The sequence below is a fragment of the Neisseria subflava genome (assembly GCF_003044935.1).
GTDB lineage: Bacteria > Pseudomonadota > Gammaproteobacteria > Burkholderiales > Neisseriaceae > Neisseria > Neisseria subflava_E.
This window is the reverse complement of record NZ_POXP01000001.1, coordinates 1095500-1119610: the sequence shown is the minus strand read 5'-3', so window position 1 is coordinate 1119610 and position 24111 is coordinate 1095500. Positions and strand designations below refer to the sequence as shown.

The 24111-nt window shown below is 50.8% G+C and carries 22 protein-coding genes; 15 read left to right on the top strand and 7 right to left on the bottom strand.

What is annotated here, in order from left to right:
- Nucleotides 1-17 precede the first annotated feature (17 nt).
- From odhB to DBY95_RS05315, 9 genes are all read left to right on the top strand, one after another.
- Nucleotides 18-1199, top strand: coding sequence for a 2-oxoglutarate dehydrogenase complex dihydrolipoyllysine-residue succinyltransferase (gene odhB, locus DBY95_RS05360; protein ID WP_063075931.1), 1182 nt, complete (start codon nt 18-20; stop codon nt 1197-1199).
- 258 nt (nt 1200-1457) lie between these two features.
- Nucleotides 1458-2891, top strand: a complete 1434-nt coding sequence (gene lpdA / locus DBY95_RS05350; RefSeq protein ID WP_101755269.1) for a dihydrolipoyl dehydrogenase — start codon at nt 1458-1460, stop codon at nt 2889-2891.
- Nucleotides 2892-3015: 124 nt separating this feature from the next.
- Nucleotides 3016-3303 carry a hypothetical protein gene (locus DBY95_RS05345; protein WP_004519272.1) on the top strand — a complete coding sequence of 96 codons (288 nt, stop codon included), beginning with the start codon at nt 3016-3018 and terminating at the stop codon, nt 3301-3303.
- A gap of 71 nt (nt 3304-3374) precedes the next feature.
- Nucleotides 3375-4541 carry an ADP-forming succinate--CoA ligase subunit beta gene (gene sucC, locus DBY95_RS05340; RefSeq protein ID WP_003675098.1) on the top strand — a complete coding sequence of 389 codons (1167 nt, stop codon included), beginning with the start codon at nt 3375-3377 and terminating at the stop codon, nt 4539-4541.
- Nucleotides 4542-4551: 10 nt separating this feature from the next.
- Complete coding sequence (gene sucD, locus DBY95_RS05335) at nt 4552-5442, top strand: succinate--CoA ligase subunit alpha (protein WP_003678822.1); 891 nt, start codon at nt 4552-4554, stop codon at nt 5440-5442.
- Nucleotides 5443-5636: 194 nt separating this feature from the next.
- The gene (locus tag DBY95_RS05330; RefSeq protein ID WP_107723625.1) at nt 5637-6005 is read left to right on the top strand and encodes a DUF883 family protein; all 369 of its coding nucleotides are present in this window, start codon (nt 5637-5639) and stop codon (nt 6003-6005) included.
- 110 nt (nt 6006-6115) lie between these two features.
- Nucleotides 6116-6523 (top strand): phage holin family protein, encoded by a 408-nt coding sequence (locus tag DBY95_RS05325; RefSeq protein ID WP_107723624.1) that lies wholly within the window; start codon nt 6116-6118, stop codon nt 6521-6523.
- Nucleotides 6504-6770, top strand: coding sequence for a hypothetical protein (locus tag DBY95_RS05320; RefSeq protein ID WP_070645454.1), 267 nt, complete (start codon nt 6504-6506; stop codon nt 6768-6770). The genes DBY95_RS05325 and DBY95_RS05320 overlap by 20 nt, the downstream gene beginning before the upstream one ends.
- 225 nt (nt 6771-6995) lie before the next feature.
- Nucleotides 6996-7808: a phosphatidylserine decarboxylase gene (locus DBY95_RS05315; protein WP_107723623.1), complete on the top strand. Its 813-nt coding sequence runs from the start codon at nt 6996-6998 to the stop codon at nt 7806-7808.
- 85 nt (nt 7809-7893) lie between these two features.
- On the opposite strand, the gene znuD is transcribed toward DBY95_RS05315, so the two are convergent.
- The 3 genes from znuD to DBY95_RS05300 all read right to left on the bottom strand — a co-directional run bounded on the left by znuD (nt 7894) and on the right by DBY95_RS05300 (nt 12393).
- On the bottom strand, nt 7894-10182 hold the full coding sequence (znuD, locus tag DBY95_RS05310) for a TonB-dependent zinc receptor ZnuD (protein ID WP_107723622.1): 2289 nt from the start codon (nt 10180-10182) through the stop codon (nt 7894-7896).
- A gap of 218 nt (nt 10183-10400) precedes the next feature.
- On the bottom strand, nt 10401-10883 hold the full coding sequence (locus tag DBY95_RS05305; RefSeq protein ID WP_107723621.1) for a cupin domain-containing protein: 483 nt from the start codon (nt 10881-10883) through the stop codon (nt 10401-10403).
- A 100-nt stretch (nt 10884-10983) separates the two neighbouring features.
- On the bottom strand, nt 10984-12393 hold the full coding sequence (locus DBY95_RS05300) for a leucyl aminopeptidase (RefSeq protein ID WP_107723620.1): 1410 nt from the start codon (nt 12391-12393) through the stop codon (nt 10984-10986).
- Nucleotides 12394-12551: 158 nt separating this feature from the next.
- On the opposite strand from DBY95_RS05300, the gene lptF reads away from it, so the two are divergent.
- The 4 genes from lptF to hflX all read left to right on the top strand — a co-directional run bounded on the left by lptF (nt 12552) and on the right by hflX (nt 17279).
- Nucleotides 12552-13667 (top strand): LPS export ABC transporter permease LptF, encoded by a 1116-nt coding sequence (lptF, locus tag DBY95_RS05295; protein WP_004519285.1) that lies wholly within the window; start codon nt 12552-12554, stop codon nt 13665-13667.
- A complete protein-coding gene (gene lptG / locus DBY95_RS05290; protein ID WP_070645464.1) occupies nt 13664-14734 on the top strand; it encodes an LPS export ABC transporter permease LptG in 1071 nt (356 codons plus the stop codon). Before lptF ends, lptG begins: the two co-directional genes overlap by 4 nt.
- Before the next feature lie 119 nt (nt 14735-14853).
- Nucleotides 14854-16074, top strand: coding sequence for a glycosyltransferase (locus DBY95_RS05285; RefSeq protein WP_234394588.1), 1221 nt, complete (start codon nt 14854-14856; stop codon nt 16072-16074).
- Between the two features lie 44 nt (nt 16075-16118).
- Nucleotides 16119-17279, top strand: a complete 1161-nt coding sequence (gene hflX, locus DBY95_RS05280) for a GTPase HflX (RefSeq protein WP_107723618.1) — start codon at nt 16119-16121, stop codon at nt 17277-17279.
- Between the two features lie 68 nt (nt 17280-17347).
- Here the strand turns inward: hflX and DBY95_RS10745 are convergent, their stop codons facing one another.
- Nucleotides 17348-17473: a hypothetical protein gene (locus tag DBY95_RS10745; protein WP_003678791.1), complete on the bottom strand. Its 126-nt coding sequence runs from the start codon at nt 17471-17473 to the stop codon at nt 17348-17350.
- A gap of 362 nt (nt 17474-17835) precedes the next feature.
- Between DBY95_RS10745 and DBY95_RS05275 the strand changes: the two genes are divergently transcribed.
- Together DBY95_RS05275 and DBY95_RS05270 are read left to right on the top strand one after the other, a co-directional pair.
- The gene (locus tag DBY95_RS05275; protein ID WP_107723617.1) at nt 17836-20322 is read left to right on the top strand and encodes a heavy metal translocating P-type ATPase; all 2487 of its coding nucleotides are present in this window, start codon (nt 17836-17838) and stop codon (nt 20320-20322) included.
- Between the two features lie 37 nt (nt 20323-20359).
- Nucleotides 20360-20800, top strand: a complete 441-nt coding sequence (locus DBY95_RS05270; RefSeq protein WP_107723616.1) for a DNA polymerase III subunit chi — start codon at nt 20360-20362, stop codon at nt 20798-20800.
- An 87-nt stretch (nt 20801-20887) separates the two neighbouring features.
- Here DBY95_RS05270 and DBY95_RS05265 read toward each other — a convergent pair whose 3' ends face one another.
- The 3 genes from DBY95_RS05265 to rph all read right to left on the bottom strand — a co-directional run bounded on the left by DBY95_RS05265 (nt 20888) and on the right by rph (nt 23995).
- Nucleotides 20888-21538 carry a hypothetical protein gene (locus DBY95_RS05265; protein WP_107723615.1) on the bottom strand — a complete coding sequence of 217 codons (651 nt, stop codon included), beginning with the start codon at nt 21536-21538 and terminating at the stop codon, nt 20888-20890.
- Nucleotides 21539-21874: 336 nt separating this feature from the next.
- Entirely contained in the window at nt 21875-23095 is a 1221-nt protein-coding gene (locus DBY95_RS05260) for an aspartate kinase (RefSeq protein ID WP_107723614.1), read from the bottom strand.
- Nucleotides 23096-23266: 171 nt separating this feature from the next.
- Complete coding sequence (rph, locus tag DBY95_RS05255) at nt 23267-23995, bottom strand: ribonuclease PH (protein ID WP_003745651.1); 729 nt, start codon at nt 23993-23995, stop codon at nt 23267-23269.
- Nucleotides 23996-24111: the final 116 nt, after the last annotated feature.

Genomic DNA, 24111 nt, shown 5'->3' with positions numbered 1-24111 from the left:
GCCATTGGAGACACAAAATGATTATTGATGTAAAAGTACCTATGCTGTCTGAAAGCGTATCTGAAGGCACGCTCTTGGAATGGAAGAAAAAAGTTGGCGAAGCCGTTGCCCGTGACGAAATCCTGATCGATATCGAAACTGACAAAGTGGTTTTGGAAGTACCTTCTCCACAAGCCGGCGTATTGGTTGAAATCGTAGCGCAAGACGGTGAAACCGTTGTTGCCGATCAAGTTTTGGCACGCATCGATACCGCTGCTACTGCCGCCGCTGAAGCACCTGCAGCCGCTCCTGCCGAAGCTGCCCCGGCTGCCGCTCCTGCTGCTGCACAAAACAACGCCGCGATGCCTGCCGCCGCCAAACTGGCTGCCGAGACCGGTGTTGACGTGAACGCATTGCAAGGTTCCGGCCGTGACGGTCGCGTATTGAAAGAAGACGTACAAAATGCCGCTGCCAAACCTGCCGCAGCCGCTGCTCCTGCTGTTGCACTTCCTGCCGGCGCACGTCCTGAAGAACGCGTACCAATGAGCCGCCTGCGTGCCCGTGTTGCAGAACGCCTCCTGGCTTCTCAACAAGAAAACGCCATTTTGACTACATTCAACGAAGTCAACATGAAACCAATCATGGACTTGCGTGCGAAGTACAAAGATAAATTCGAGAAAGAACACGGCGTGAAACTGGGCTTTATGTCCTTCTTCGTTAAAGCCGCTGTTGCCGCCCTGAAAAAATACCCGGTTGTGAATGCTTCTGTTGACGGCAAAGACATCGTGTACCACGGCTACTTCGACATCGGTATCGCAATTGGCAGCCCACGCGGTTTGGTTGTGCCAATCCTGCGCGATGCCGACCAAATGAGCATTGCCGACATCGAACAAGCAATTGTTGATTACGCGAAAAAAGCTAAAGACGGCAAAATCGCTATCGAAGATCTGACCGGCGGTACCTTCAGTATCACCAACGGCGGTACTTTCGGTTCTATGATGTCTACCCCGATCATCAACCCGCCTCAATCTGCGATTTTGGGTATGCACGCCACTAAAGAGCGCGCTGTGGTTGAAAACGGCCAAGTTGTTGTCCGTCCAATGATGTATCTGGCTCTGTCTTACGACCACCGTATCATTGACGGCCGCGAAGCTGTATTGACCTTGGTAGCCATTAAAGACGCGTTGGAAGACCCAGCCCGCCTGTTGTTGGATCTGTAATCGTTTCAGACGGCCTTTTATTTGTTAATGAAAAGGCCGTCTGAATTTTTATTTAGATGTGGCGTAATGTAGTATCGTGCTACAATAGGCTCAACAAACGATTGAGGCCGTCTGAAACATTTGATTCGAATGAATCGGCAGATATGGACTTTCAGACGGCCTTTTCTTAAAACCATCAAAACGCAGTCATTCAAAATAAAAAAGAAACAAAAAGTATCGTTTTTATTTTGAGATACTGCAAAAACAAAGGATGACACGATGTCTCAATATGATGTAGTAGTGATTGGTGCAGGCCCGGGCGGATACGTTGCCGCCATTCGTGCCGCGCAACTGGGTTTCAAAACCGCTTGCGTTGACGCAGGCGTTAACAAAGCGGGCAACGCCCCAGCATTGGGCGGTACTTGCTTGAACGTAGGCTGTATCCCTTCCAAAGCCTTGTTGCAATCCAGCGAACATTTCCACGCTGCGCAACACGATTTTGCAGAACACGGTATCACTGTCGGCGACGTAAAATTCGACGCGGCCAAAATGATTGAGCGCAAAGATGCCATCGTGACCAAGCTGACCGGCGGCGTGAAATTCCTGTTCCAAAAAAATAAAGTTACCAGCCTGTTCGGTACTGCTTCCTTTGCCGGTAAAAATGGCGATGCTTACCAAATCGAAGTCGATAACAAAGGCGAGAAAACCGTTATCGAAGCCAAACACGTCATCGTAGCGACCGGTTCCGTACCGCGTCCGCTGCCACAAGTCGCTATCGACAACGTGAACGTGTTGGACAACGAAGGCGCATTGAACCTGACCGAAGTACCTGCCAAACTCGGCGTGATCGGTTCCGGCGTGATTGGTTTGGAAATGGGTTCCGTATGGAACCGCGTGGGTGCAGAAGTTACCATTCTTGAAGCCGCGCCGACCTTCCTGGCTGCCGCAGACCAACAAATCGCCAAAGAAGCCTTCAAATACTTCACCAAAGAGCAAGGTCTGAGCATCGAATTGGGCGTGAAAATCGGTGACATCAAATCTGAAGGCAAAGGCGTTTCCGTTGCTTACGAAACAGCTGCCGGCGAAGCCAAAACCGAAGTATTCGACAAACTGATCGTTGCCATCGGCCGTATTCCAAACACCAAAGGCCTGAACGCCGAAGCCGTAGGCTTGGAAAAAGACGAACGCGGCTTTATCAAAGTAGATGGCGAATGCCGTACCAACCTGCCTAACGTATGGGCAATCGGCGACGTGGTTCGCGGCCCGATGTTGGCACACAAAGCCAGCGACGAAGGCGTTGCCGTTGCCGAACGCATTGCCGGTCAAAAACCGCATATCGACTTCAACAACGTACCATTCGTGATTTACACCGACCCTGAAATCGCTTGGGTGGGTAAAACCGAAGAGCAGCTCAAAGCCGAAGGCGTGGAGTACAAAAAAGGTACTTCAGGTTTCGGTGCAAACGGTCGCGCATTGGCAATGGGCAAAGCCAAAGGTACGGTTAAAGTGTTGGCAGATTCCAAAACCGACCGCATCTTGGGCGTACACATGATCGGCCCGGTTGTCAGCGAATTGGTTACCGAAGGCGTGACTGCGCTCGAATTCTTCGCCAGCAGCGAAGATATTGCCCGCATTATCCATGCTCACCCAACCTTGTCCGAAGTGGTTCACGAAGCTGCATTGGCGGCCGACAAACGCGCTTTGCACGGTTGATAGACATTAAAGCCGTCTGAAACTTTTCAGACGGCTTTAAGACCTTCGACAAATTGAATGTTTCGAGAGCTTCGTTTTCTGATTTATAATTCCGTCAGGCAAACAAACAGCATTTACATTCGTTATGAACAAAGAAATAGTCGGTATTTTCTTTATACCGATGGGCATCATCAGCATGTGTATGGCCGCATTGTGGCAAATGTATGTGATGATGACCGAAACTTATACGCTCAACCGTTTCAAAGATAAAGAATTGGTTTGGCGCGTGGCATTGTTGTTTATCAGTTTCAGCCTTGCCGTTTATCTGCTCTGCCCGAATTCGCGTAAAAAAGGCATTGTCTTTTTTATTCTCGGGGGAGGCGGCGCAACCATGTATCTGCTGGCGCGGATGTGGTTGCCCTTCAGTAAATAGTAGGGCCGTCTGAAAATATGGGATTGGCCGCAGGGCGATTCCTAAAACCCACTCACCTTAAGGAGAAATCCATGAATTTACACGAGTATCAGGCTAAAGAACTGCTGGCTAGCTACGGTTTGCCCGTACAAGGCGGTATTTTGGCACACAACGGCGAAGAAGCCGCTGCAGCTTACGACAAATTGGGCGGCAAATTCGCTGTTGTCAAAGCACAAGTACACGCCGGCGGCCGCGGTAAAGCGGGCGGCGTAAAAGTCGTTAAAAGCCGCGAAGAAGCTAAAGAAGTGGCTGAAAGCCTGATTGGCACCAACTTGGTAACTTACCAAACCGATGCCAACGGCCAACCTGTCAACAGCGTTTTGGTTTGCGAAGATATGTATCCGGTTCAAACCGAGCTGTACTTGGGCGCAGTGGTTGACCGTTCTACCCGCCGCGTTACATTCATGGCTTCTACCGAAGGTGGCGTGGAAATCGAAAAAGTTGCTGCCGAAACTCCAGAAAAAATCTTCAAAGTAACCGTTGATCCGCTGGTTGGCCTGCAACCTTGCCAAGCTCGCGAAGTTGCGTTCCAACTGGGCTTAAAAGACAAACAAATCAACGAGTTCGTCAAACTGATGACCGGTGCGTACAAAGCGTTTATCGAAAACGACTTCGCCCTGTTTGAAGTAAACCCACTGGCAGTTCGCGAAAACGGCGCACTGGCTTGCGTGGACGGCAAAATCGGCATCGACAGCAACGCGCTCTACCGCCTGCCAAAAATCGCTGAATTGCGCGACAAATCTCAAGAAAACGAACGTGAGCTGAAAGCTTCTGAATTCGACCTGAACTATGTTGCCCTGGAAGGCAACATCGGCTGTATGGTTAACGGTGCCGGTTTGGCGATGGCTACTATGGACATCATCAAACTCAAAGGCGGCCAACCTGCCAACTTCTTGGACGTTGGCGGCGGCGCAACCAAAGACCGCGTGGTTGAAGCGTTCAAACTGATTCTGGAAGACAAATCCGTTAAAGGCGTATTGATCAATATCTTCGGCGGTATCGTACGTTGCGACATGATTGCGGAAGCCATCGTGGCAGCCGTTAAAGAAATCAACGTCAACGTTCCTGTCGTTGTTCGTTTGGAAGGTAACAACGCCGAACTCGGCGCGAAAATCCTGAACGAATCAGGTCTGAAACTGACTTCTGCAGACGGCCTGAATGACGCAGCCGAAAAAATTGTTGCAGCCGTAAACGCCTAAGGAGAAAAGAATGAGCGTATTGATTAATAAAGACACCAAAGTATTGGTTCAAGGTTTCACCGGTAAAAACGGTACTTTCCACTCCGAACAAGCTCTGGCTTACGGCACTAAAGTTGTCGGCGGCGTTACCCCGGGTAAAGGCGGTCAAACCCACCTGAACCTGCCTGTATTCAACACTATGAAAGAAGCCGTTAAAGAAACCGGCGCGGACGCATCCGTAATTTACGTTCCAGCTCCGTTTGTTTTGGATTCTATCGTTGAAGCAGTTGATTCAGGCGTAGGCTTGGTCGTTGTGATTACCGAAGGAGTGCCTACTCTGGACATGCTCAAAGCCAAACGTTACTTGGAAACCAACGGCAACGGTACCCGCTTGGTCGGCCCTAACTGCCCGGGCGTGATTACTCCGGGTGAGTGCAAAATCGGTATTATGCCGGGCCACATCCACCAACCTGGCCGTATCGGTATTATTTCCCGTTCCGGTACATTGACTTACGAAGCCGTGGCACAAACCACCAAACTGGGCTTGGGTCAATCAACCTGTATCGGTATCGGCGGCGACCCGATTCCTGGTATGAACCAAATCGACGCACTGAAACTCTTTCAAGAAGACCCAGATACCGATGCCATCATCATGATCGGTGAAATCGGCGGTACTGCGGAAGAAGAAGCAGCCGAATACATCCAATCCAACGTAACCAAACCTGTTGTAGGTTACATCGCTGGTGTTACTGCTCCTAAAGGCAAACGTATGGGCCACGCCGGTGCGATTATCTCTGGTGGTAAAGGTACTGCCGAAGAAAAATTCGCCGCTTTCGAAAAAGCCGGTATCGCTTACACCCGCAGTCCTGCCGAGTTGGGCACTACCATGCTGGAAGTGTTGAAAGCAAAAGGTTTGGCATAAGACTTAAGTCTTTAAGCTGAATTGAAAAGGCCGTCTGAAGTTTTCAGACGGCCTTTTTTTAAATTTCATTTACTTGTTTTCAGAATAAGCACTTAATTTAATTTAAATTAACGTTTATTTGGAAATAAATGGTTATAATGTTATTAACAGATGAACAATCTGTAACCATATCAATCTATAGGAGAGTATGTATTATGAAAAAACATAATTTTGAAAAACGTCGTGATGCTTTGTTGGAAGATATCCGAGAAGTAATGGATGATGTGGACGAACTGTACCGCAATGGTGTTGAAGCCGGTTCGGAAGAAGGTAGTAAAATTCGCGCTAAATTGGAAGCAAAATTGGCAGAAGCCAAAGAGCGTTTTAGCAGCTTTCAAGAAGAAATTAGCGAACGATTTAACGATGGTAAAGAGCTTTTTTCCGATTTAGAATCAGATACTGGTGCGCGCTTGAAACGCGGTGCCAAACAAGCTGATGAAGTGGTACATGAAAAACCATATTACGCAATGGGTTTTGCCGCATTGGCCGGTTTGGTTGTCGGTGTGTTGTTGAACCGCCGTTAATGCGAATATGTTAAGGCCGTCTGAACAGGTGTGTACATGAAATCATGGGTTTCATTGCGCCGTGCAGACGGCCTCTGCCTTATGTTTTCCTGAAAAAAAGGATAGTTAAGATGGGAATTCGCCAGCGTTTTGAACATGGCAAGGCTTTGTTGAATCAGGGCGCGGATTTGCTGCTGCTGCGTTTGCAGGTATTGGGCTTGGATTTGACGCGTCAGGCGGAGAATGTGTTCCGTTTGGCGATTTGGCTGGTGTTGTCCGGCGCGCTGTTGATGGTGGGCTTGGTCGGTTTGCTGTTCGGCTTGAACCGCGTGCTGTCGGATGTGGCCGCTTTGTGGGTATTTTTCGGCATTTTCTTTGTAAGTCTGCTGATTATTGCTGTATTGTTCCGCAAAGTATCGGCGGACTATCGGGAGCAGGGCAGTCGCGTGGCTGAAACCTTGCAGGATATTCGATCGGACATTGCGTATTTGCGCGGTGAGATAGACAAGGATACGGACGATGAAGCAACAGGAGTATGAAGAAGAGCGCGAGCTGCTGCTTTTAGAAGCCAAGCTGGTGCGGCTGAGGATTGAAGCGGAAAATTTGAAACTGCGTAAAGCGGAAGAAAGCAAAACACGACAGGGAAATCAGTTGATTAAGCTCGCAGATGTGGCGTATCAGTTGAGCCAAACGCGTTTGCTGTCTCAGCGCGCTTTGTTTTCTACATCGCGCCGTCGGCATTGGATTTGGCTGGTATTGGCGGTCATACTGGGCTTGTCGAGATAATCGAGGGCAGAGGTTTGGTCGAAATGATATTTGCAGCGTATTGTTGGCTCGTGTGAGCCGCGTGTTGAGGACGCTGCGTCATTGTGTTGCCGAAACTGAAACTTTATCTATGTTGAGTATTTTTTACAAAAGACACCGGCCGTCTGAACATTTCAGACGGCCTCAATGTTTGGAGTTTCAGATATAATGGCGGCAATTTTGAAATTATTAAATGAAGGATAAATGATGAACCGTTTGTATCCCCACCCGATTATTGCCCGTGAGGGCTGGCCAATTATCGGCGGCGGTTTGGCTTTGAGCCTGCTAGTGTCTATGTGCTGCGGCTGGTGGTCTTTGCCGTTTTGGGTGTTTACTGTATTTGCTTTGCAGTTTTTCCGCGACCCTGCGCGTGAGATTCCGCAAAATCCTGAAGCGGTGTTGAGCCCTGTTGACGGCCGTATCGTGGTGGTCGAGCGCGCACGCGATCCGTATCGTGATGTCGATGCTTTGAAAATCAGTATTTTTATGAACGTGTTCAACGTGCATTCGCAAAAATCGCCTGCCGATTGTACGGTAACGAAAGTGGTCTATAACAAAGGCAAATTCGTGAATGCGGATTTGGACAAAGCCAGCACAGAAAATGAACGTAATGCGGTTTTGGCGACTACGGCTTCTGGTCGTGAAATTACTTTTGTTCAAGTAGCCGGTTTGGTGGCGCGCCGTATTTTATGCTACACCCAAGCAGGTGCGAAACTGTCTCGCGGCGAACGCTATGGTTTTATCCGCTTTGGCTCGCGCGTGGATATGTATCTGCCTGTCGATGCGCAGGTGCAAGTGGCGATTGGCGATAAAGTCACCGGCGTCAGCACTGTATTGGCGCGTTTGCCGCTGACTGCGCCGCAAGCTGAATCTGAGCCTAAAGCCGCAGCTCCACAAGCCGCGCCAGTTTCACAAGCTGCTCCGGTTGAAACAGTGGTAAGCCAATCTACCGAACAGCAGCAAATCGAAGCAGCGGCGGCTAAAATTCAAGCGGCTGTGCAAGATGTGTTGAAAGATTAATAGTCAGTTTTAAATGATTGGTTAAAATAAGAAAAAAGGTTTTCAGACGGCCGTCTGAAAACCTTTTTTGTTTGCCTGTCCAATTTTAAAATTTCACGTTCACGCCGCCGGTAAAGCTGCGGCCCATTTGAGGCGTATCGGAGAGGAAGCTGCTGTGGGCGTAAACGGATTGGTTGAGCAGGTTGTCGGCTTTGACATACCAATTCCACTCACCATAGCGCGTATTGCGGCGGTAGTTTGCGCCGAGATTGAGCATATGGTGTCCGGGTGTGTGCGTTTCGTAGCGGGCGAGTTTGTTTTGGGCGAACACGCGGTAGTAGTCCAAATTGGCATCGATACGGTCGGTCAGCGAGGCTTTCAGGTGGAAGCCGAGGCGCGCAGCCGGAACACGGGGCGCGTTTTGGTCGTCCTGTGCGATGAAAGGACGGTTGCCGTAGGCATCTTCCCTGCCGGGTAGGGATGGCAGGTTTTTCAGACGGCCTCGTACATAGTCGCCGGAAAGTCCGATGCGGTAGCGCGGCGTGGGCTTGAAGTAAATTTCGCCTTCCGCGCCGTAGAAGTCGGCGCCGGATTGGTTATAGCGTACGAGCTTCATTTCGCTGTTGTCTTCGATGGATTTGGGGCCGCGCCCGTCGTTTAAGGTTTGGGCATAGATGTAGTTGCCGAAGCGGTTGCGGTAGAGTGCCAGATTGTACTGCCAGCGGTCGCCTTCGTAGCCCAGCGCGAGTTCGATGTTGTTGGAACGCTCTTTGTTGAGGTGTTTGTTGCCGACTTCAAAGGTATTGGTGGCAACGTGTTTGCCGTGTGCGTACAGCTCTTGCGTTGACGGCAGGCGTTCCTGATGGGAGGCGGTCAGGCTGAGTTTGTGGTGTGGCGTGAAATACCAGTTGCCCGAAAGTGCGAACGAGCGGGCGGTTTGGCGGTGCGCGCCGAGGTCGGGCAGGGGCTGGTTGTAGTAGTTTTCCCGATCAATCAGGGCTTTGTCGTACTGGATGGAGGCTTTTTGTTTTTCCACGCGTACGCCGCCTTCAAGCGAGAAGTTGTCCCAGTTTGCCTGTTCTACACCGAAAAAGCTGTAATGGCGGACATTGTTGTCAATCAACATCGGTTGTTGGACGGTTTCGGGAATGGCGGAGAGCGCGCTGGATTTTTGTCCCAAATATTGCACGCCCCAGCTGCCTTTCAGACGGCCTATGGGTTGGTGGCGCAACTCGATACGGGCGTTGTGTGTTTTGTTGTTGAAGAAGTTTTCTACTGCATCGCCTGCTTTTTCGTCGTGGTGGTAGTCGTTGCGGTTCAGGTGTACGCGCAGGGCTTCAAAACCGGGGAATGGCTGCTTCCATTCGGCGCGGATTTCGTAGCGTTTGTTGCGCAGGTCTATCCACGGTTTGCCGTTGTGGGCATGGGCGTGTGCATTATCGTCGTCGTGGAAGCCGCAGCTCAAACCCGGATTATCGTAATCGACGTCTTCTTCGGTCAGCAGGTGTGGATAAAGCTGCAAATAGCGTTTGTTAATCAAGCTTTTTTGCCAGATGATGTCGGCGTGGCAGTCGTCGTAGAGGTGGCTGTGGGCAGGCAGGCCGTAGCGGTCGCGACGGTCGCTGTACGCCACGCCGAGGAAACCTTTCTCACCCACCCAAGACAGGCCGATGCTGCCGGTTTTTGAATCGGCATGGCTGTCGGGCAGTCGTTTCAGACGGCCTTCTTCTTTTTGATAGCGCGGTACGGCGTAATCGCCCGATCTGCGGTACAAGCCTTCGGTATGCAGCACGAAGTGGTTGCCCAAACCGATATTGATGCCTGCGGACGTCAGTTTTTCCAAATTGCCGCTGCTCAAACGCAATCCGGCTTCGCCCGATACGCCGTTTTCAGGCATTTTTTCGGGGATTTTTCCGTCGGCAACATCGACCAACCCCGCCACATTGCCCGAGCTGTATAAGAGCGTAACCGGGCCGCGCAGGATTTCGACCTGTTGCGACAAGGCGCTGTCCACCATCAGGGCATGGTCTGGCGAGAAGTCCGCCATGTCGCCCGTTTCGCCGTGATGGTTCAACACTTTAATCCGTCTGCCTGTTTGACCGCGAATAACGGGAGCGGATGCGCCGCCGCCGTATTGCGAGGCATGAATGCCCGGTACGCCGTCCAAAGCATCGCCCAAGTTGACGGCTTTTTGGCGCAAGGTATCGCCGCTGATGATTTTGTCGGAGGCGGTTGAAGTGTGCAGCAGCCCCGAAGTCGCGCGCGGACGGCTTTTGCCGACGACGGTAACCTCGTCCAAGTCCACCGACTGATCGGTTTCATGCGCTTGGGAAAGGATGGGGGTGCTGATTAAAAGAATAGATAAAACAATGGGTTTGAGTGTGGTTTGTGTCATTTTAGTTTCTCATCATATTTCGAAAGGCTGTTATTATATAACATTTCATTGTTTATATGATAAGATTTTTGAGAAAAAAGGCCGTCTGAAAACGAAGCGTGGTTTTCAGACGGCCTTTAGCTTGTATGTAGGTTTAAATGAAAACGGAACAATCTCTCTGCTGCCTGGTTTGGGTAAGGCAGAAAGTCATGGCAGATGGTTTGCTTTCATTGAAAGTATTACTTGGTTTCGGCGGCTTTAGCGCCAGCGGTCTCGGCAATCAGATCAAGGAATACCAACGGCTTTTTGCCGATATTTTTCAAAGCATGGGACTGGCCGGGGCGGGCGATGGTAATGTCGCCGGCGCCGACTTCGGTTTGTTTGCCTTCGCTATCGGTAAACAGGCCTTTGCCGGATACGATGATGTAAACGTCTTCATTGCCGGTATGTTTGTGTTGCCCAATGGAGGCGCCCGGCGGTAATGTGAGCCAGCCGATTTCTTTGAATGCGTCTTGGTCGGCGGTTTGATGGCGCGTGAAGGCAAAGCTGCCGAGCAAGGGGCCTTGGCCTCCGGCTGCGTTTTCGCGGTTCCATTCAGCTAAGTCGGCTTTTTTGTACACTTGGATGCTGCGGTCGGTGGGAGTGGTTTGTTCGGCAGCTTGAGCGCTTATGGATGTGCCGAGCAGAAGGGCGACAGATAATGCGGCAAATAGTGGTTTCATGGTGGTTCTCCGTTTGTCAGGTTGAGTCAGATAATGCGGATTCCGTTTTCAGACGGCCTGCAGGGTTGAAACGATTAACCCCGCAGGCTTCCCCCAAGATTTATTTCACATTGCGCAGATAGTTCAGCAATAAAGGAACAGGACGGCCGGTCGCGCCTTTTTCACCGCCAGATTTCCATGCTGTACCTGCGATGTCGAGGTGTGCCCATGGATAGTCTTCGGTAAAGTAAGACAGGAATGTTGCGGCGGTAATCGTGCCTGCACCCGGCGTGCCGATGTTTGGAATGTCGGCAAAGTTGGATTTGAGTTGGTCTTTGTAGGTCTCAAAGAGCGGCAGTTGCCATGCTTTGTCGTCCACGTTGCGGGAAGCGGCCAGCAGGCTGTCGACCAAATCTTGATTGTTGCCCATCACGCCGCTGACGTCATGACCCAGGGCGATGATGCACGCACCGGTCAGGGTGGCGACGTCGATAACGGCTTTGGGTTTGAATTGTTCGGCGTAAGTGAGCGCGTCACACAAAATCAGACGGCCTTCGGCATCGGTGTTCAACACTTCGATGGTCAAGCCTTTCATGCTTTTTACGACGTCGCCCGGTTTGTTGGCTGCGCCGGAAGGCATGTTTTCACAAGTGGCGACGATGGCAATCAGGTTGATCGGCAGTTGCAGTTTGACGGCGGCGCAGAAGGTACTGATGACGGTTGCCGCGCCGCACATATCGAACTTCATTTCGTCCATGTTCAGACCGGGTTTGAGGGAGATGCCGCCGGTGTCGAAGGTAATGCCTTTGCCGACCAATACCACAGGTGCGGCTTCTTTGTCGGCTGCACCGAAATAGCTCAGTTCAACCAAATATGGGTCTTCGACGCTGCCTTTTGCGACAGACCAGAACGAACCCATGTTTTCTTTGATGTAGTCTTTTTCAATAATTTTGGCGTGTGCGCCCAGTTTTTCGGCTTCGGCTTTGGCGGTACGCGCGAGGAATTCAGGCGTGCATTCGTTCGGTGCGGCATTGCCCAAATCGCGGCAGAGGCTTTGTCCGTAAACTTGCGCTTCGGCAACGCGCAGGGCTTCTTTGACGGCGGCTTCGTGCGCGCTGTGGAACACGGCTTCTGCAAATTTAGCCGGTTTGGCTTCTTTTTTGTAGCGGTCGAAACGGTAGGCGGTATTGCCGAACGCAATCGCAAACGCTTCGGCAACGGCTGCCGCTTGCGCTTCTTCAAAGGCATAAACGTCCACATTGACCGTTTCTTGATTTTGCGCCCATTTGGCGGCTTCGGCTGCAGCTTTGTTCAATGCGGTGCGGTCGGTTTTTTCGAGGCGGGTGACGGCAATGGCTTGCAAACCGTTGTCCGTCGGGATTTTGGTGTCGGCGAAATTTTGACCTTCTTCAAGGGATGCGAAGAGGGCAAGGGCAGTCGGGTTGCTCAGTTGCGATGCTTCGGCGCAGACAAATAATTGCGCACCTGCCTGTTGAGCCTGCAAAGTTTCGGCTTTTGTGCTAAATTTCACGTTTATTCTCCTGATTGGAACGGTTGTCGGTTGTTCAGACGGCCTGTTGACCAGCCGTCCGAACAGATGAAAATCATTGTACTCCATTTGTGTCATGCCGTCTGAAGCCTTATTAATAAATATAGGTTTCCCATAAACCGTATACCACGCTCAATCTTATGATTTACCAAAGAAACTTTATTAAAGAACTTTCCTTTACCGCCGTCGGCATTTTTGTCGTTCTCTTGGCGGTATTGGTGTCCACGCAGGCCATCAACCTGCTTGGCCGTGCAGCCGACGGGCGTGTCGCCATCGATGCCGTGTTGGCTTTAGTCGGCTTTTGGGTAATCGGCATGACCCCGCTTTTGCTGGTGTTGACCGCATTTATCAGTACGTTGACCGTATTGACCCGCTACTGGCGCGACAGCGAAATGTCGGTCTGGCTTTCCTGCGGATTGGCATTGAAACAATGGATACGCCCGGTCATGCAGTTTGCCGTGCCGTTTGCCATTTTGATTGCCGTCATGCAGCTTTGGGTAATGCCGTGGGCAGAGTTACGCAGTCGTGAATATGCCGAAATTTTGAAGCAGAAGCAGGAGTTGTCTTTGGTGGAAGCCGGCGAGTTCAATAGCTTGGGTAAGCGCAACGGCAGGGTTTATTTTGTCGAAACCTTCGATACTGAATCCGGCATCATGAAAAACCTGTTCCTGCGCGAGCAGGATAAAAACGGCAATGACAACATCGTTTTTGCCAAAGAGGGCAATTTTTCGCTGACCGACAACAAACGCACGCTTGAATTGCGCGACGGCTACCGTTACAGCGGTACGCCCGGCAAAGCCGATTACAACCGCGTTTCTTTTCAACATCTCAGCCTGATTATCAGCACCACGCCCAAACTTATCGACCCTGTTTCACATCGCCGTACCATTCCGACCGCCCAACTGATTGGCAGCAGCAATCCCCAACATCAAGCGGAATTGATGTGGCGTATTTCCTTGACCGTCAGCGTTTTGTTGTTGTGTCTGCTTGCCGTGCCGCTTTCTTATTTCAATCCGCGCAGCGGCCATACCTACAATATCTTGATTGCCATCGGTTTGTTTTTGGTTTACCAAAACGGGCTGACCTTCCTGCGCAATGCTGTGGAAGACGGCAAAATCCATTTTTGGCTCGGACTGCTGCCTATGCACATCATCATGTTTGTGATTGCCGTCGTCCTGCTACGCGTGCGCAGTATGCCCAGCCAACCCTTCTGGCAGGCGGTTGCCAAAAGTCTGACATTGAAAGGCGGAAAATGAACCTGATTTCACGTTACATCATCCGTCAAATGGCGGTTATGGCGGTTTACGCCCTCCTTGCCTTCCTCGCTTTGTACAGCTTTTTTGAAATCATCAACGAAGTCGGCGATCTTGGAAAAGGCAGCTATAACGGCGCAAAATTGGGGCAGTATGTTTTAATGCAGATGCCTGCGCGCGCATATGAACTGATGCCGCTTGCCGTTTTGATCGGCGGCCTGATTTCCCTCAGCCAACTGGCTTCCGGCAGCGAGCTGACCGTTATCAAAGCCAGCGGCATGAGCACCAAAAAGCTGCTGTTGATTCTGTCGCAGTTTGGTTTGATTTTCGCCATTGCCACCGTTGCACTTGGCGAATGGGTTGCGCCCACGCTGAGCCAAAAAGCCGAAAACATCAAAGCCGCGGCCATCAACGGCAAAATCAGTACCGGCAATACCGGCCTTTGGCTGAAAGAAAAAAACAGCATCATCAACGTGCGCGAAATGTTGCCCGACCATACGCTTTTGGGCATCAAAATTTGGCAGCGCAACGATAAAAACGAACTGACCCAAGCGGCGGAAGCAGAATCAGCCGTTTTGAATCCAGACGGCAGTTGGCAGCTGAAAAATATCCGCCGCAGCATATTGGGCGAAGATAAAGTCGAAGTTTCTACTGCCACTGAAGAAAACTGGCCGATTTCCGTCAAACGCAACCTGATGGATGTATTGCTCGTCAAGCCCGACCAAATGTCTGTCGGCGAATTGACCACCTACATCGACCATCTGGAAAAAAACAACCAAAATACCCAAGTCTATGCCATCGCATGGTGGCGCAAGCTGGTATATCCCGTTGCCGCATGGGTGATGGCGCTTGTTGCCTTCGCCTTTACCCCGCAAACCACACGCCACGGCAATATGGGCTTGAAACTTTTCGGCGGTATCTGTCTCGGTTTGCTGTTCCACTTTGCCGGACGGCTCTTCGGCTTTACCAGCCAGTTGTACGGCGTGCCGCCGTTTTTGGCAGGCGCATTGCCGACGGTTTTGTTTGCACTGTTGGCGGTGTATCTGATACGCCGTCAGGAAAAAAGATAAGGCAAAATAAACTTCAGGCCGTCTGAAAGGCAATCTTCATACGGCCTGAGTATTTTGTGTGCAAAAAACAAAATGCTAAAGTAAAATAATACCTTTCCAAACCAATGCGGCTATTGAAAATGTCCCAAACCATCTGCTTGAATATGATTGTCAAAAACGAAGCGGCAATCATCGAAGAAACACTGGCCAACATCACTGACCACATCAAACTTGACTACTACGTCATCAGCGACACCGGCTCGACCGATGATACCGTCGGCGTGATCCGCCGCTTTTTCGATGCAAAGGGCATCGCAGGCGAGATTCATCATGATGGTTGGCAAAATTTTGCATACAACCGCAATCAGGCGTTGAAACACGCAAAAGGCAAAACCGATTACGTGTTGATTTTTGATGCAGACGACCGCTTTGAAGGCAAATTGGAATTACCCGAACTGACCGTCGACCGTTACCGCCTCCGCATGAGAAATGCCATGGGCAGCGTGGTTTATTACCGTCCGCTGTTGTTGCGCAATGACGGTACATTCTACTGGCGCGGCGTGTTGCACGAATTTATCGAAACCGATAAACAAGATACCAGCGAAGCCACGCTTCATGGTGACTATACGGTTCTCAGTGGCCGTTTCGGCGCACGCAGCAATATGGCGAACAAATACCTGCTTGACGCGGTTTCTTTGGAAAAAGCGTTTTACAGCCCTGAAGATGAAGACCTGAAACCGCGTTACGCCTTTTATGCGGCGCGTTCTTATTGGGACTCTGATATGCCCGAGCGTGCGAGCGAATGGTTTAAAAAACGCATCGAGTTGGGCGGTTGGATCGAGGAAGTGTCGGTTTCTTACCAACAGCTGGGCGAGTGCTACAAATTAATGGGCAAACGCGATGAAGCCTTGGCGACTTGGTTGGCAGGCTACGATTACAACCCGCGCCGTGCCGAATGTCTCTACCTTGCGCAAACCATGTTGCGCCAGGAAGGGAAATACCGCATTTCCCATGCGATCGGTCTGATGGCGAAACGTATCCCGTTCCCAAAAGACGATATTCTTTTTGTCCAAAGCAATGTTTATCAGTTGGACATCGACTATGAATTGTCGGTTACCGCCTATGCGGCCGGAGATTTGCGTCAAGGCTATGAGTCTTGCCGACACTTGCTCTTGCTGAATGTACGCGAGGAATTGACCACGGTGACCATGCAAAATATGTGGCTCTACCGCGAACACGCGCAAACCGAAACGCGCGAAGTATTGGAGCAGCTGGTGGCCGTCATGCAGCCTTATGCCGAGCAGGGTGGACGTTTGGCGGAAGTGACCGAATATTTTGCCGATATTTTGAAAAACCGTTAATCAGCACTTTGACCCAGCCGTCAGGCCGTCTGAAAGGAAATTTTTTGAGCAAGCGCAATCTGTTTTCCGTCGATAAATCTTTGGAAAAGCCCGAACGCGTCCTCTTGGTCGGCGTAATGCTGACGGCGGACTATTCCGGCGCAAACGAAACGCGCGAACGCGGCTTTCAGACGGCCTTGACCGAAGCGGCAGAATTGGTAAACGCGGCTGGCGGCGATTTGGTTTCTATCGAAACTTCACGTCGCGACAAACCGCATCCGGCTTTGTTTGTCGGTACGGGCAAGGCGGAAGAGTTGGCGGCAGTGGTCAAGCAGCATGATGTCGGGCTGGTCGTGTTCAACCACGAACTCACGCCGACACAAGAGCGTAATCTGGAAAAAGAGCTTCAATGCCGCGTCCTCGACAGAGTGGGTTTGATTTTGGCGATTTTTGCCAAACGCGCCCAATCGCAGGAAGGTAAGTTGCAGGTGGAGCTGGCTCAGTTGAACCATTTGAGCGGACGGCTGGTACGCGGTTATGGACACCTGCAAAGTCAGAAGGGCGGTATCGGCTTGAAAGGGCCGGGCGAAACCCAGTTGGAAACCGACCGCCGTTTAATCGGACAAAAAATCACGGCATTGAAAAAACAGCTTGCCGATGTCCGCAAACAACGCGCCACGCGCCGCAAATCGCGCATGAGCGGCCGTCTGAAAACCTTTGCCATTGTCGGTTATACCAATGCCGGAAAATCCAGCCTGTTCAACCGCCTGACCAAAGCAGACGTATTGGCGAAAGACCAGTTGTTTGCCACTTTGGATACCACAGCGCGTCGGCTTTTTCTGTCGCACGAGGCGAGCGTGATTTTGACCGATACCGTCGGCTTCGTCCGCGATTTGCCGCACAAGCTGGTATCGGCGTTTTCCGCCACCTTGGAAGAGACGGCGATGGCGGATGTGCTACTGCACGTCGTTGATGCGTCCAATCCCGATTTTGAACGGCAGATGGACGATGTCAACGAAGTCTTGGAAGAAATTGGCGCGCATGAGATTCCGCAATTAGTGGTGTACAACAAAATTGATTTGCTGCCGTCGGGTATGCGTGAAGCAGGCATTTTGCGCGACAATTTCGGGCATGCCGTCGGCGTGAATGTTTCCGTTGCCGAAAGTTTGGGTTTGGACGGTTTGCGCGAAGCGATGATTGAATTGGCCGTACAATCAAGTGCTTGATAGTATGGAATGAAACAAGGCCGTCTGAATGTTCAGACGGCCTTACCGTAAAATTTTAAATCCGAGGATTATGCCGACAGAGGGCTTTTCTTTTTGAACACGCTTTCGTAAAGCATCCAAGCGGCGAGGCTCAGGTATACAGTGCTGGACAAAATGCCGATAACGGCGAAGATAGGCATAAGGCGATCAATCATGGTGAGGTTTCCCAATAAGTTAGTGTTATAAGTAAATGTGTGTTTTTTTTATTTCCGTCTTCGCGGAATGGCTAAAGTATGCTGCTTAAATGGATTGAGGTCAATAAAAAATGTATTGGATTTTTTAAAAAAGTTCCATTTTTACATTAAAATAATTGGAAGTTTTTAAAGATAAACGGTATTTATATGTTACCGTTCATCATTTGATAAACGGTCAATACTTTGTTTTCCATATTTTTTATAAAATTCGACAGTCTATTAATTCAAAAGTAAATGAAATGAGGCGGAAAAACGCTTTTTGCTAAAATGTAACACCCTGAAATGATTGTTTCAGGCCGTCTGAAAAATAAATCGAACACATTATGATATCTTCCACACATCCCCAAAAAAACTGCTTCCATTGCGGACTTGAAGTCCCGGAGCATCTGCATTTGACGGTTCGTTTTGAAGACGAAGAACACGAAACCTGCTGCGCCGGTTGCCAAGCGGTGGCGCAGAGTATTATTGATGCCGGTTTGGGTAATTATTACAAACAGCGTACCGCAGACGCGGAAAAATCCGAATTGCCGCCACCGGAAGTGTTGTCGCAATTAAAGCTATACGATTTGCCCGAAGTGCAGGCTGATTTTGTCGAGGTCGGTGCAGGGGATGAGCGCGAGGCGGTGTTAATGCTGGGCGGCATTACCTGCGCCGCGTGTGTGTGGCTGATTGAGCAGCAGTTGTTGCGTATGAAGGGCGTAGTGCGTGTGGATTTGAATTACAGTACCCACCGCTGCCGAGTGGTGTGGGACAGCGCCCACATTGAATTGTCGGACATTTTGCTGAAAATCCGCCAAACCGGTTATACCGCCGCGCCTTATGATGCGCAAAAAATCGAAGTGCAGGCGCAGAAGGAACGCAAACAGTTTATCGTCAGATTGGCCGTGGCCGGTCTGGGCATGATGCAGACGATGATGTTTGCCCTGCCGACTTATTTTTACGGCGGCGACATCGAGCCGCTTTATTTGGAAATCCTGCATTGGGGCGGCTTTTTGATGGTGTTGCCCGTTGTGTTTTACAGCGCGTTGCCGTTTTACCGCGGCGCATGGCGTGACTGGAAAAACCGCCGTGTCGGCATGGATACGCCGATTGCCATTGCCATTGTGATGACCTTTATCGCCGGTATTTACAGCTTGGCTACCAACGCAGGGCAGGGCATGTATTTTGAATCCATCGCTATGCTGCTGTTTTTCTTGTTGGGCGGGCGTTTTATGGAACAGATTGCCCGACGCAAAGCAGGCGATGCGGCGGAGCGGTTGGTCAAACTGGTTCCGGCATTCTGCCACCGTTTGCCGTCTTATCCGGAAAGCGAAGCCATCGAGGAAGCTGCAGTCGTCCGCCTCAATATCGGCGATACGATTGTTGTGAAGCCTGGCGAAGTCATTCCGGTGGACGGTACGGTTTTGTCCGGCGAAAGCGAAGTTAACGAAGCCATGTTGACCGGTGAAAGCCTGCCTATCGTGAAAAGACCGTCTGAAAAAGTAACCGCCGGCACGCTCAACACCAGCAGCCCTTTAATCATCCGCACTGACCATACCGGCGGCAACACGCGCCTGTCCTATATCGTCAAACTGCTTGACCGCGCGTTGGCGCAAAAACCGCGTGCCGCCGAGTTGGCCGAGAAATACGCGTCCAGTTTTGTGTTTGGCGAACTCTTGCTTGCGATTCCTGTTTTTATCGGCTGGGCTTGGTATGCAGATGCACACACCGCCTTGTGGATTACCGTTGCCCTGCTGGTCATCACCTGCCCGTGCGCCTTGTCGCTCGCTACCCCGACTGCGCTGGCTGCTTCGACCGGCGCACTTGCCAAAGACGGCATTCTCATCAGCGGCAAACAAAGCCTGGAAACGCTTGCCCAAATTGACGATGTCGTGTTCGATAAAACCGGTACGCTGACCAAAGGGCAGCTTTCCGTCAGCCGTATGTTGTCAGCAGGCCGTCTGAACGAAGTCCAAGCCCTTGCTATCGCCCAGGCATTGGAACAGCAATCCGAGCACCCCATCGCCCGTGCCATTTTGAACCATACGCTTTCAGACGGCCCTGTATCCGCGCTTGATGTGAAAGTGAAGCAACGGGTCAACCGTATTGGGTACGGTGTCAGCGCGCAAATTGAATTTGATGGCGAAACCCAAGTTTGGGCTTTGGGCAAAGCGGCGTTTGTTTCGGAAATTGCCGGTAATCTGCCTGAAACATTTGCCCATATCGACCACACAGGCGGCATTATTTTCTTGGGCAATCAAAGCGGTTTTCAGACGGCCTTTTTATTGGAAGACCAAATCAAAGACAGCGCCGCTGAAATGTTGCAAAACCTGAAACAGCACGGCATCCGTCTGCACCTTTTAAGCGGCGACCGTCAAGCTGCCGTAGCCCAAGTCGCGCAAGAGCTGGGATTGGATGCCTATCGTGCCGAAGCCACGCCGGAAGACAAGCTGGCTTATGTGGAAAATCTGCAAAAACAAGGACGTAAAGTCATGATGATTGGCGACGGGATTAACGATGCCCCCGTCCTTGCCCAAGCAAACGTATCGGCAGCCGTGGCCACGAGTGCCGATGTGGCGCGAGACGGGGCCGATGTGGTTTTGCTCAATGATGATTTGAACGTTTTGCCCGTGATGATGGAACAGGCACGCCGTACCCATCAAATCATCCGCCAAAACCTGACTTGGGCGAGCGCATACAATCTGGTTGCCGTTCCGCTGGCCGTGTTTGGTTACGTTACCCCGTGGATCGCCGCGCTCGGCATGAGTTTCAGCTCGCTGCTGGTGTTGGGCAATGCCTTGAGATTGTTGAAAACCAAAAAGGCCGTCTGAAAACAGTAAATCCATTGCCTAAACGAAAGAATACGCCATGCCTAAAGCCAATTTTTATACACACGTTGCCCAGCCGGCCGCCTTTGCCTGCCGCTTGATTGCACACGCCATACGCGATGGCGGGCAGATTTTGGTGTGGTCGGATTCTGCTGCGGCAGTACAGCAACTCGACGTTGATTTGTGGCAGCAGATTCCCGAAAGCTTTATTCCGCATGAAGTCTGGTTGCCTATCGACCCCATGCCGTCTGAAACGCCGGTATTGCTTGCGTTTGGAAACGCATTGCCGAATATTCCGCAGGATCGCACGGTTTTAAACCTGTCTGCCGATTTTTGGAGCCAAGCCCCGGCCATTCCAAACCGTATCCTTGAAATTGTCGGCAACAGCTTAGAAGATTTGGCCGAAGCCCGAGACCGTTTCCGAGCGTATCGTCAGAGTGGATTCGAGATTGAGCATTTTTCGAGAGAAGGGAAGGATTGAGTGTTGGAGATATTCAAGGCCGTCTGAATATAAACAAAGGGACATTTTGATGATGTCCCTTTCTGCTATTTATTGGAAACAATAGGCTTATTGGGAATATTTCTTGCCTAAGGCTGTGGCAGCCTTTTCTACTTCTTGATTGGCTGCACGCAGGGTTTCTTGCAATTTTTGAGATTTGTCTTGGAAATCTTTGGCAAATTTGAGCGAATCTTTATCTTTGCCATCGATAGTCAACTCAGAAGAATACTTACCTGCATAAATCATCAGGTTGTTGGCAGCACTGCTGACTTGCAGTGTACGATCCATAACTGCTTTGATTTCAGGATCTTTGATATCGAGAGCAGCTGCGCTCTGATGGAATTGTTCCAGTGCGGCCGTCAGTTTGTTCATCTGCTCCAAAGCTTCTTTTTCTTTACCTTGGCTGGCCAGTTGTTGCAATTCTTGTCCCATTTTGCCGATGTTTTGTGCTTCTTCACCAGTGGTGAAATGAATGAATTTTTGTAATTCGGCAAGACCGTCCGGGGATTTTTTATCGGAAATGACGATAGGTTCGGCCAGTTTAGGATCTGCTTCAGGGAATTCGCTCAGGGCTTTTTCGTATTTGTTGGCAGAGCTAGATTCGCTTTGGGTAACTTGTTCTGCCGGTTTGTCGCTGCTGCCTTTATTACCGGAGTCGCCGCAGGCTGCCAGCAGGGAAGCGGTCAAGATTAGCATACCGAATTTGTTTAATACGTTCATATTAAGATTCCTTCTTAAGTTAGGAGAAAATTGGGGGAAATTTGTTTTTATTGATGAGCGTAGATAATTGTTTGTACTTTTGTTCTATTTTATTACAGATTTGTTTATTTTTCTCAAATTAGGTTAAGTGGTATGTTTTTGGAATTAAACGGCGAAGGTGGATGGTTGTAAAATATTGAACATATAATGAAATTAACAAGGGTAATAATAAGCAAGGCTACACTGTTTTGAGCTAAAGTAGATTTTTTTATTAAGATGTTGTTGATTTATGTAATGGAAATAAAAAAGGCCGTCTGAAACAATAAAGTTTCAGACGGCCTTTTTGATTGGCTGGAATTAGTTGCCTAAGTCGAATGCTTTATGCAGAACGCGGGTAGCCAGTTCCATGTATTTTTCGTCAATCAGGACGGATACTTTGATTTCGGAAGTTGAAATCATTTGGATGTTGATGCCTTCTTCTGCGAGGGTGCGGAAGATTTTGGCGGCCACGCCGACGTGTGAACGCATGCCCAAGCCGACGGCGGAGACTTTGCATACGGTGTCGTCGCCATCGATGCAGGCGGCGCCGATGCTGTCTTGGCGTTGTTGCAGGAGTTCGATGGTTTGTTTGTAGTCTCCACGTGGAACGGTGAAGGAGAAGTCTGTTGTGCCTTCGCTACCGACATTTTGGATGATCATGTCGACTTCGATGTTGGCATCGGCAACTGCGCCGAGGATTTGGTAGGCAACGCCGGGTTTGTCGGGTACGCCGCGTACGTTGATGCGGGCTTGGTTTTTGTCGAATGCGATACCGGTTACGGCTGCTCTTTCCATGTTGTCGTCCTCTTCAAAGGTAATCAGGGTGCCGTTGCCACCATCTTGCAGGCTGCTGAGTACGCGCAGGCGCACTTTGTATTTTCCGGCGAATTCTACGGAGCGGATTTGTAAAACTTTTGAGCCGAGGCTGGCCAATTCGATCATTTCTTCGAATGTGATCGTGTCCATGCGGCGTGCTTCGGGTACGACGCGCGGGTCGGTGGTGTAAACGCCGTCCACGTCGGTGTAAATTTGGCATTCGTCGGCTTTGAGGGCTGCGGCGATGGCAACGGCAGAGGTGTCCGAACCGCCGCGGCCGAGGGTTGAGATATTGCCTTCGCTGCTGATGCCTTGGAAACCGGCTACGATAACGACTTTGCCCTCGGCGAGATCGGCACGCATTTTTTCGTCATCGATGCTTTCGATGCGGGCTTTGGTGTGGGAAGTGTCGGTTTTGAGGGCAACCTGCCAGCCGGTGTAGCTTTTGGCGTCAACGCCGATGTCTTTCAGGGCCATGGCCAGCAGGCCGATGGTTACTTGTTCGCCGGTGGCAAGGACGACGTCCAGCTCGCGCGGATCGGGATGTTCTTGCATTTCGTGCGCCAGGGCGACCAGTCGGTTGGTTTCGCCGCTCATGGCGGATACGACGACTACGATGTCGTGTCCTTCGGCGCGGGCTTTGGCGACACGTTTGGCTACGTTTTTGATGCGTTCGGGCGAGCCTACTGATGTGCCGCCGTATTTATGTACGATTAACGCCATGTTTCGTGCTTTCTTGTGGGGTTTGTCGGGCAGCTTGGTTTGCTGGAAAAAGGGTTATTATTACTATTTTTTACATGAAATTCAAGGATGGGACGCGCTTTTTTGAGTAAATGCGCATAAATGGACGGGGTTAAAAAAGGCCGTCTGAAATCTTTCAGACGGCCTTGCTGCTTATCGGGACAAAAGGGCGGCTTTTTGGTGTTGGACCAATTCGGCAATGCCTTTATGCGCGAGGGCAATGAGTTTGCCCAATTCTTCGATGCTGAACGGTGCGCCTTCGGCCGTACCTTGGATTTCGATGATTTTGCCGGATGCGGTCATGATAATGTTGACGTCGCTGTCGCAGCCTGAGTCTTCGGGATAGTCCAAGTCCAAAAGCGGTACGCCGCCCACCACGCCGGCGGAAACGGCGGCAACGGCTTCGCGGATGGGGTTTTCGCTGATGAGGCCGTCTGAAAGGAGTTTGTCCACGGCGATTTGCAGGGCAACGTAGGCGCCGGTAATGGAGGCGGTACGCGTGCCGCCGTCGGCTTGGATGACGTCGCAGTCAATCAGGATTTGGCGTTCGCCGAGTTTTTCCATATCGACGACGGCACGCAGGGAGCGGCCGATCAGGCGTTGGATTTCTTGTGTGCGGCCGGACTGTTTGCCTGCGGCGGCCTCGCGGCGCATACGGGAGGCAGTGGAAGCAGGCAGCATACCGTATTCGGCCGTTACCCAGCCTTGCTCTTTACCGCGCAGGAACGGTGGGACATTTTCGTCGATGGAGGCGGTGCAAATCACTTTGGTGTTGCCGCACTCGATGAGGCAGGAGCCGTCGGCGTGGGGAAGAAAGTTTGGGGTAATTTTGATGTTGCGCAGGCTGTCGGCGGCGCGGCCGGTGCGTGTGTAGTCGCTCATGATGGTCCTTTGGGGAAATAAAAAACAGGTTGCCTTGAATTATAGAGGAATTTGGCGGCAAAGGCCGTCTGAAAATCGGCAGTCGGGTGTGTTATAGTATCCGTACTTTCACTCGT

Excerpts from the sequence above, each read along its gene's own strand:
- znuD (WP_107723622.1), bottom strand. The coding sequence starts at position 10,182 with ATGACACAAACCACACTCAAACCCATTGTTTTATCTATTCTTTTAATC.
- DBY95_RS05305 (WP_107723621.1), bottom strand. The coding sequence starts at position 10,883 with ATGAAACCACTATTTGCCGCATTATCTGTCGCCCTTCTGCTCGGCACA.
- DBY95_RS05285 (WP_234394588.1), top strand. The coding sequence starts at position 14,854 with ATGTCCCAAACCATCTGCTTGAATATGATTGTCAAAAACGAAGCGGCA.
- DBY95_RS05320 (WP_070645454.1), top strand. The coding sequence starts at position 6,504 with ATGAAGCAACAGGAGTATGAAGAAGAGCGCGAGCTGCTGCTTTTAGAA.
- rph (WP_003745651.1), bottom strand. The coding sequence starts at position 23,995 with ATGAGCGACTACACACGCACCGGCCGCGCCGCCGACAGCCTGCGCAAC.
- DBY95_RS05315 (WP_107723623.1), top strand. The coding sequence starts at position 6,996 with ATGAACCGTTTGTATCCCCACCCGATTATTGCCCGTGAGGGCTGGCCA.
- DBY95_RS05270 (WP_107723616.1), top strand. The coding sequence starts at position 20,360 with ATGCCTAAAGCCAATTTTTATACACACGTTGCCCAGCCGGCCGCCTTT.
- sucD (WP_003678822.1), top strand. The coding sequence starts at position 4,552 with ATGAGCGTATTGATTAATAAAGACACCAAAGTATTGGTTCAAGGTTTC.
- lptG (WP_070645464.1), top strand. The coding sequence starts at position 13,664 with ATGAACCTGATTTCACGTTACATCATCCGTCAAATGGCGGTTATGGCG.
- DBY95_RS05325 (WP_107723624.1), top strand. The coding sequence starts at position 6,116 with ATGGGAATTCGCCAGCGTTTTGAACATGGCAAGGCTTTGTTGAATCAG.
- DBY95_RS05260 (WP_107723614.1), bottom strand. The coding sequence starts at position 23,095 with ATGGCGTTAATCGTACATAAATACGGCGGCACATCAGTAGGCTCGCCC.
- DBY95_RS10745 (WP_003678791.1), bottom strand. The coding sequence starts at position 17,473 with ATGATTGATCGCCTTATGCCTATCTTCGCCGTTATCGGCATTTTGTCC.
- lpdA (WP_101755269.1), top strand. The coding sequence starts at position 1,458 with ATGTCTCAATATGATGTAGTAGTGATTGGTGCAGGCCCGGGCGGATAC.
- DBY95_RS05275 (WP_107723617.1), top strand. The coding sequence starts at position 17,836 with ATGATATCTTCCACACATCCCCAAAAAAACTGCTTCCATTGCGGACTT.
- DBY95_RS05345 (WP_004519272.1), top strand. The coding sequence starts at position 3,016 with ATGAACAAAGAAATAGTCGGTATTTTCTTTATACCGATGGGCATCATC.
- DBY95_RS05330 (WP_107723625.1), top strand. The coding sequence starts at position 5,637 with ATGAAAAAACATAATTTTGAAAAACGTCGTGATGCTTTGTTGGAAGAT.
- lptF (WP_004519285.1), top strand. The coding sequence starts at position 12,552 with ATGATTTACCAAAGAAACTTTATTAAAGAACTTTCCTTTACCGCCGTC.
- sucC (WP_003675098.1), top strand. The coding sequence starts at position 3,375 with ATGAATTTACACGAGTATCAGGCTAAAGAACTGCTGGCTAGCTACGGT.
- odhB (WP_063075931.1), top strand. The coding sequence starts at position 18 with ATGATTATTGATGTAAAAGTACCTATGCTGTCTGAAAGCGTATCTGAA.
- DBY95_RS05265 (WP_107723615.1), bottom strand. The coding sequence starts at position 21,538 with ATGAACGTATTAAACAAATTCGGTATGCTAATCTTGACCGCTTCCCTG.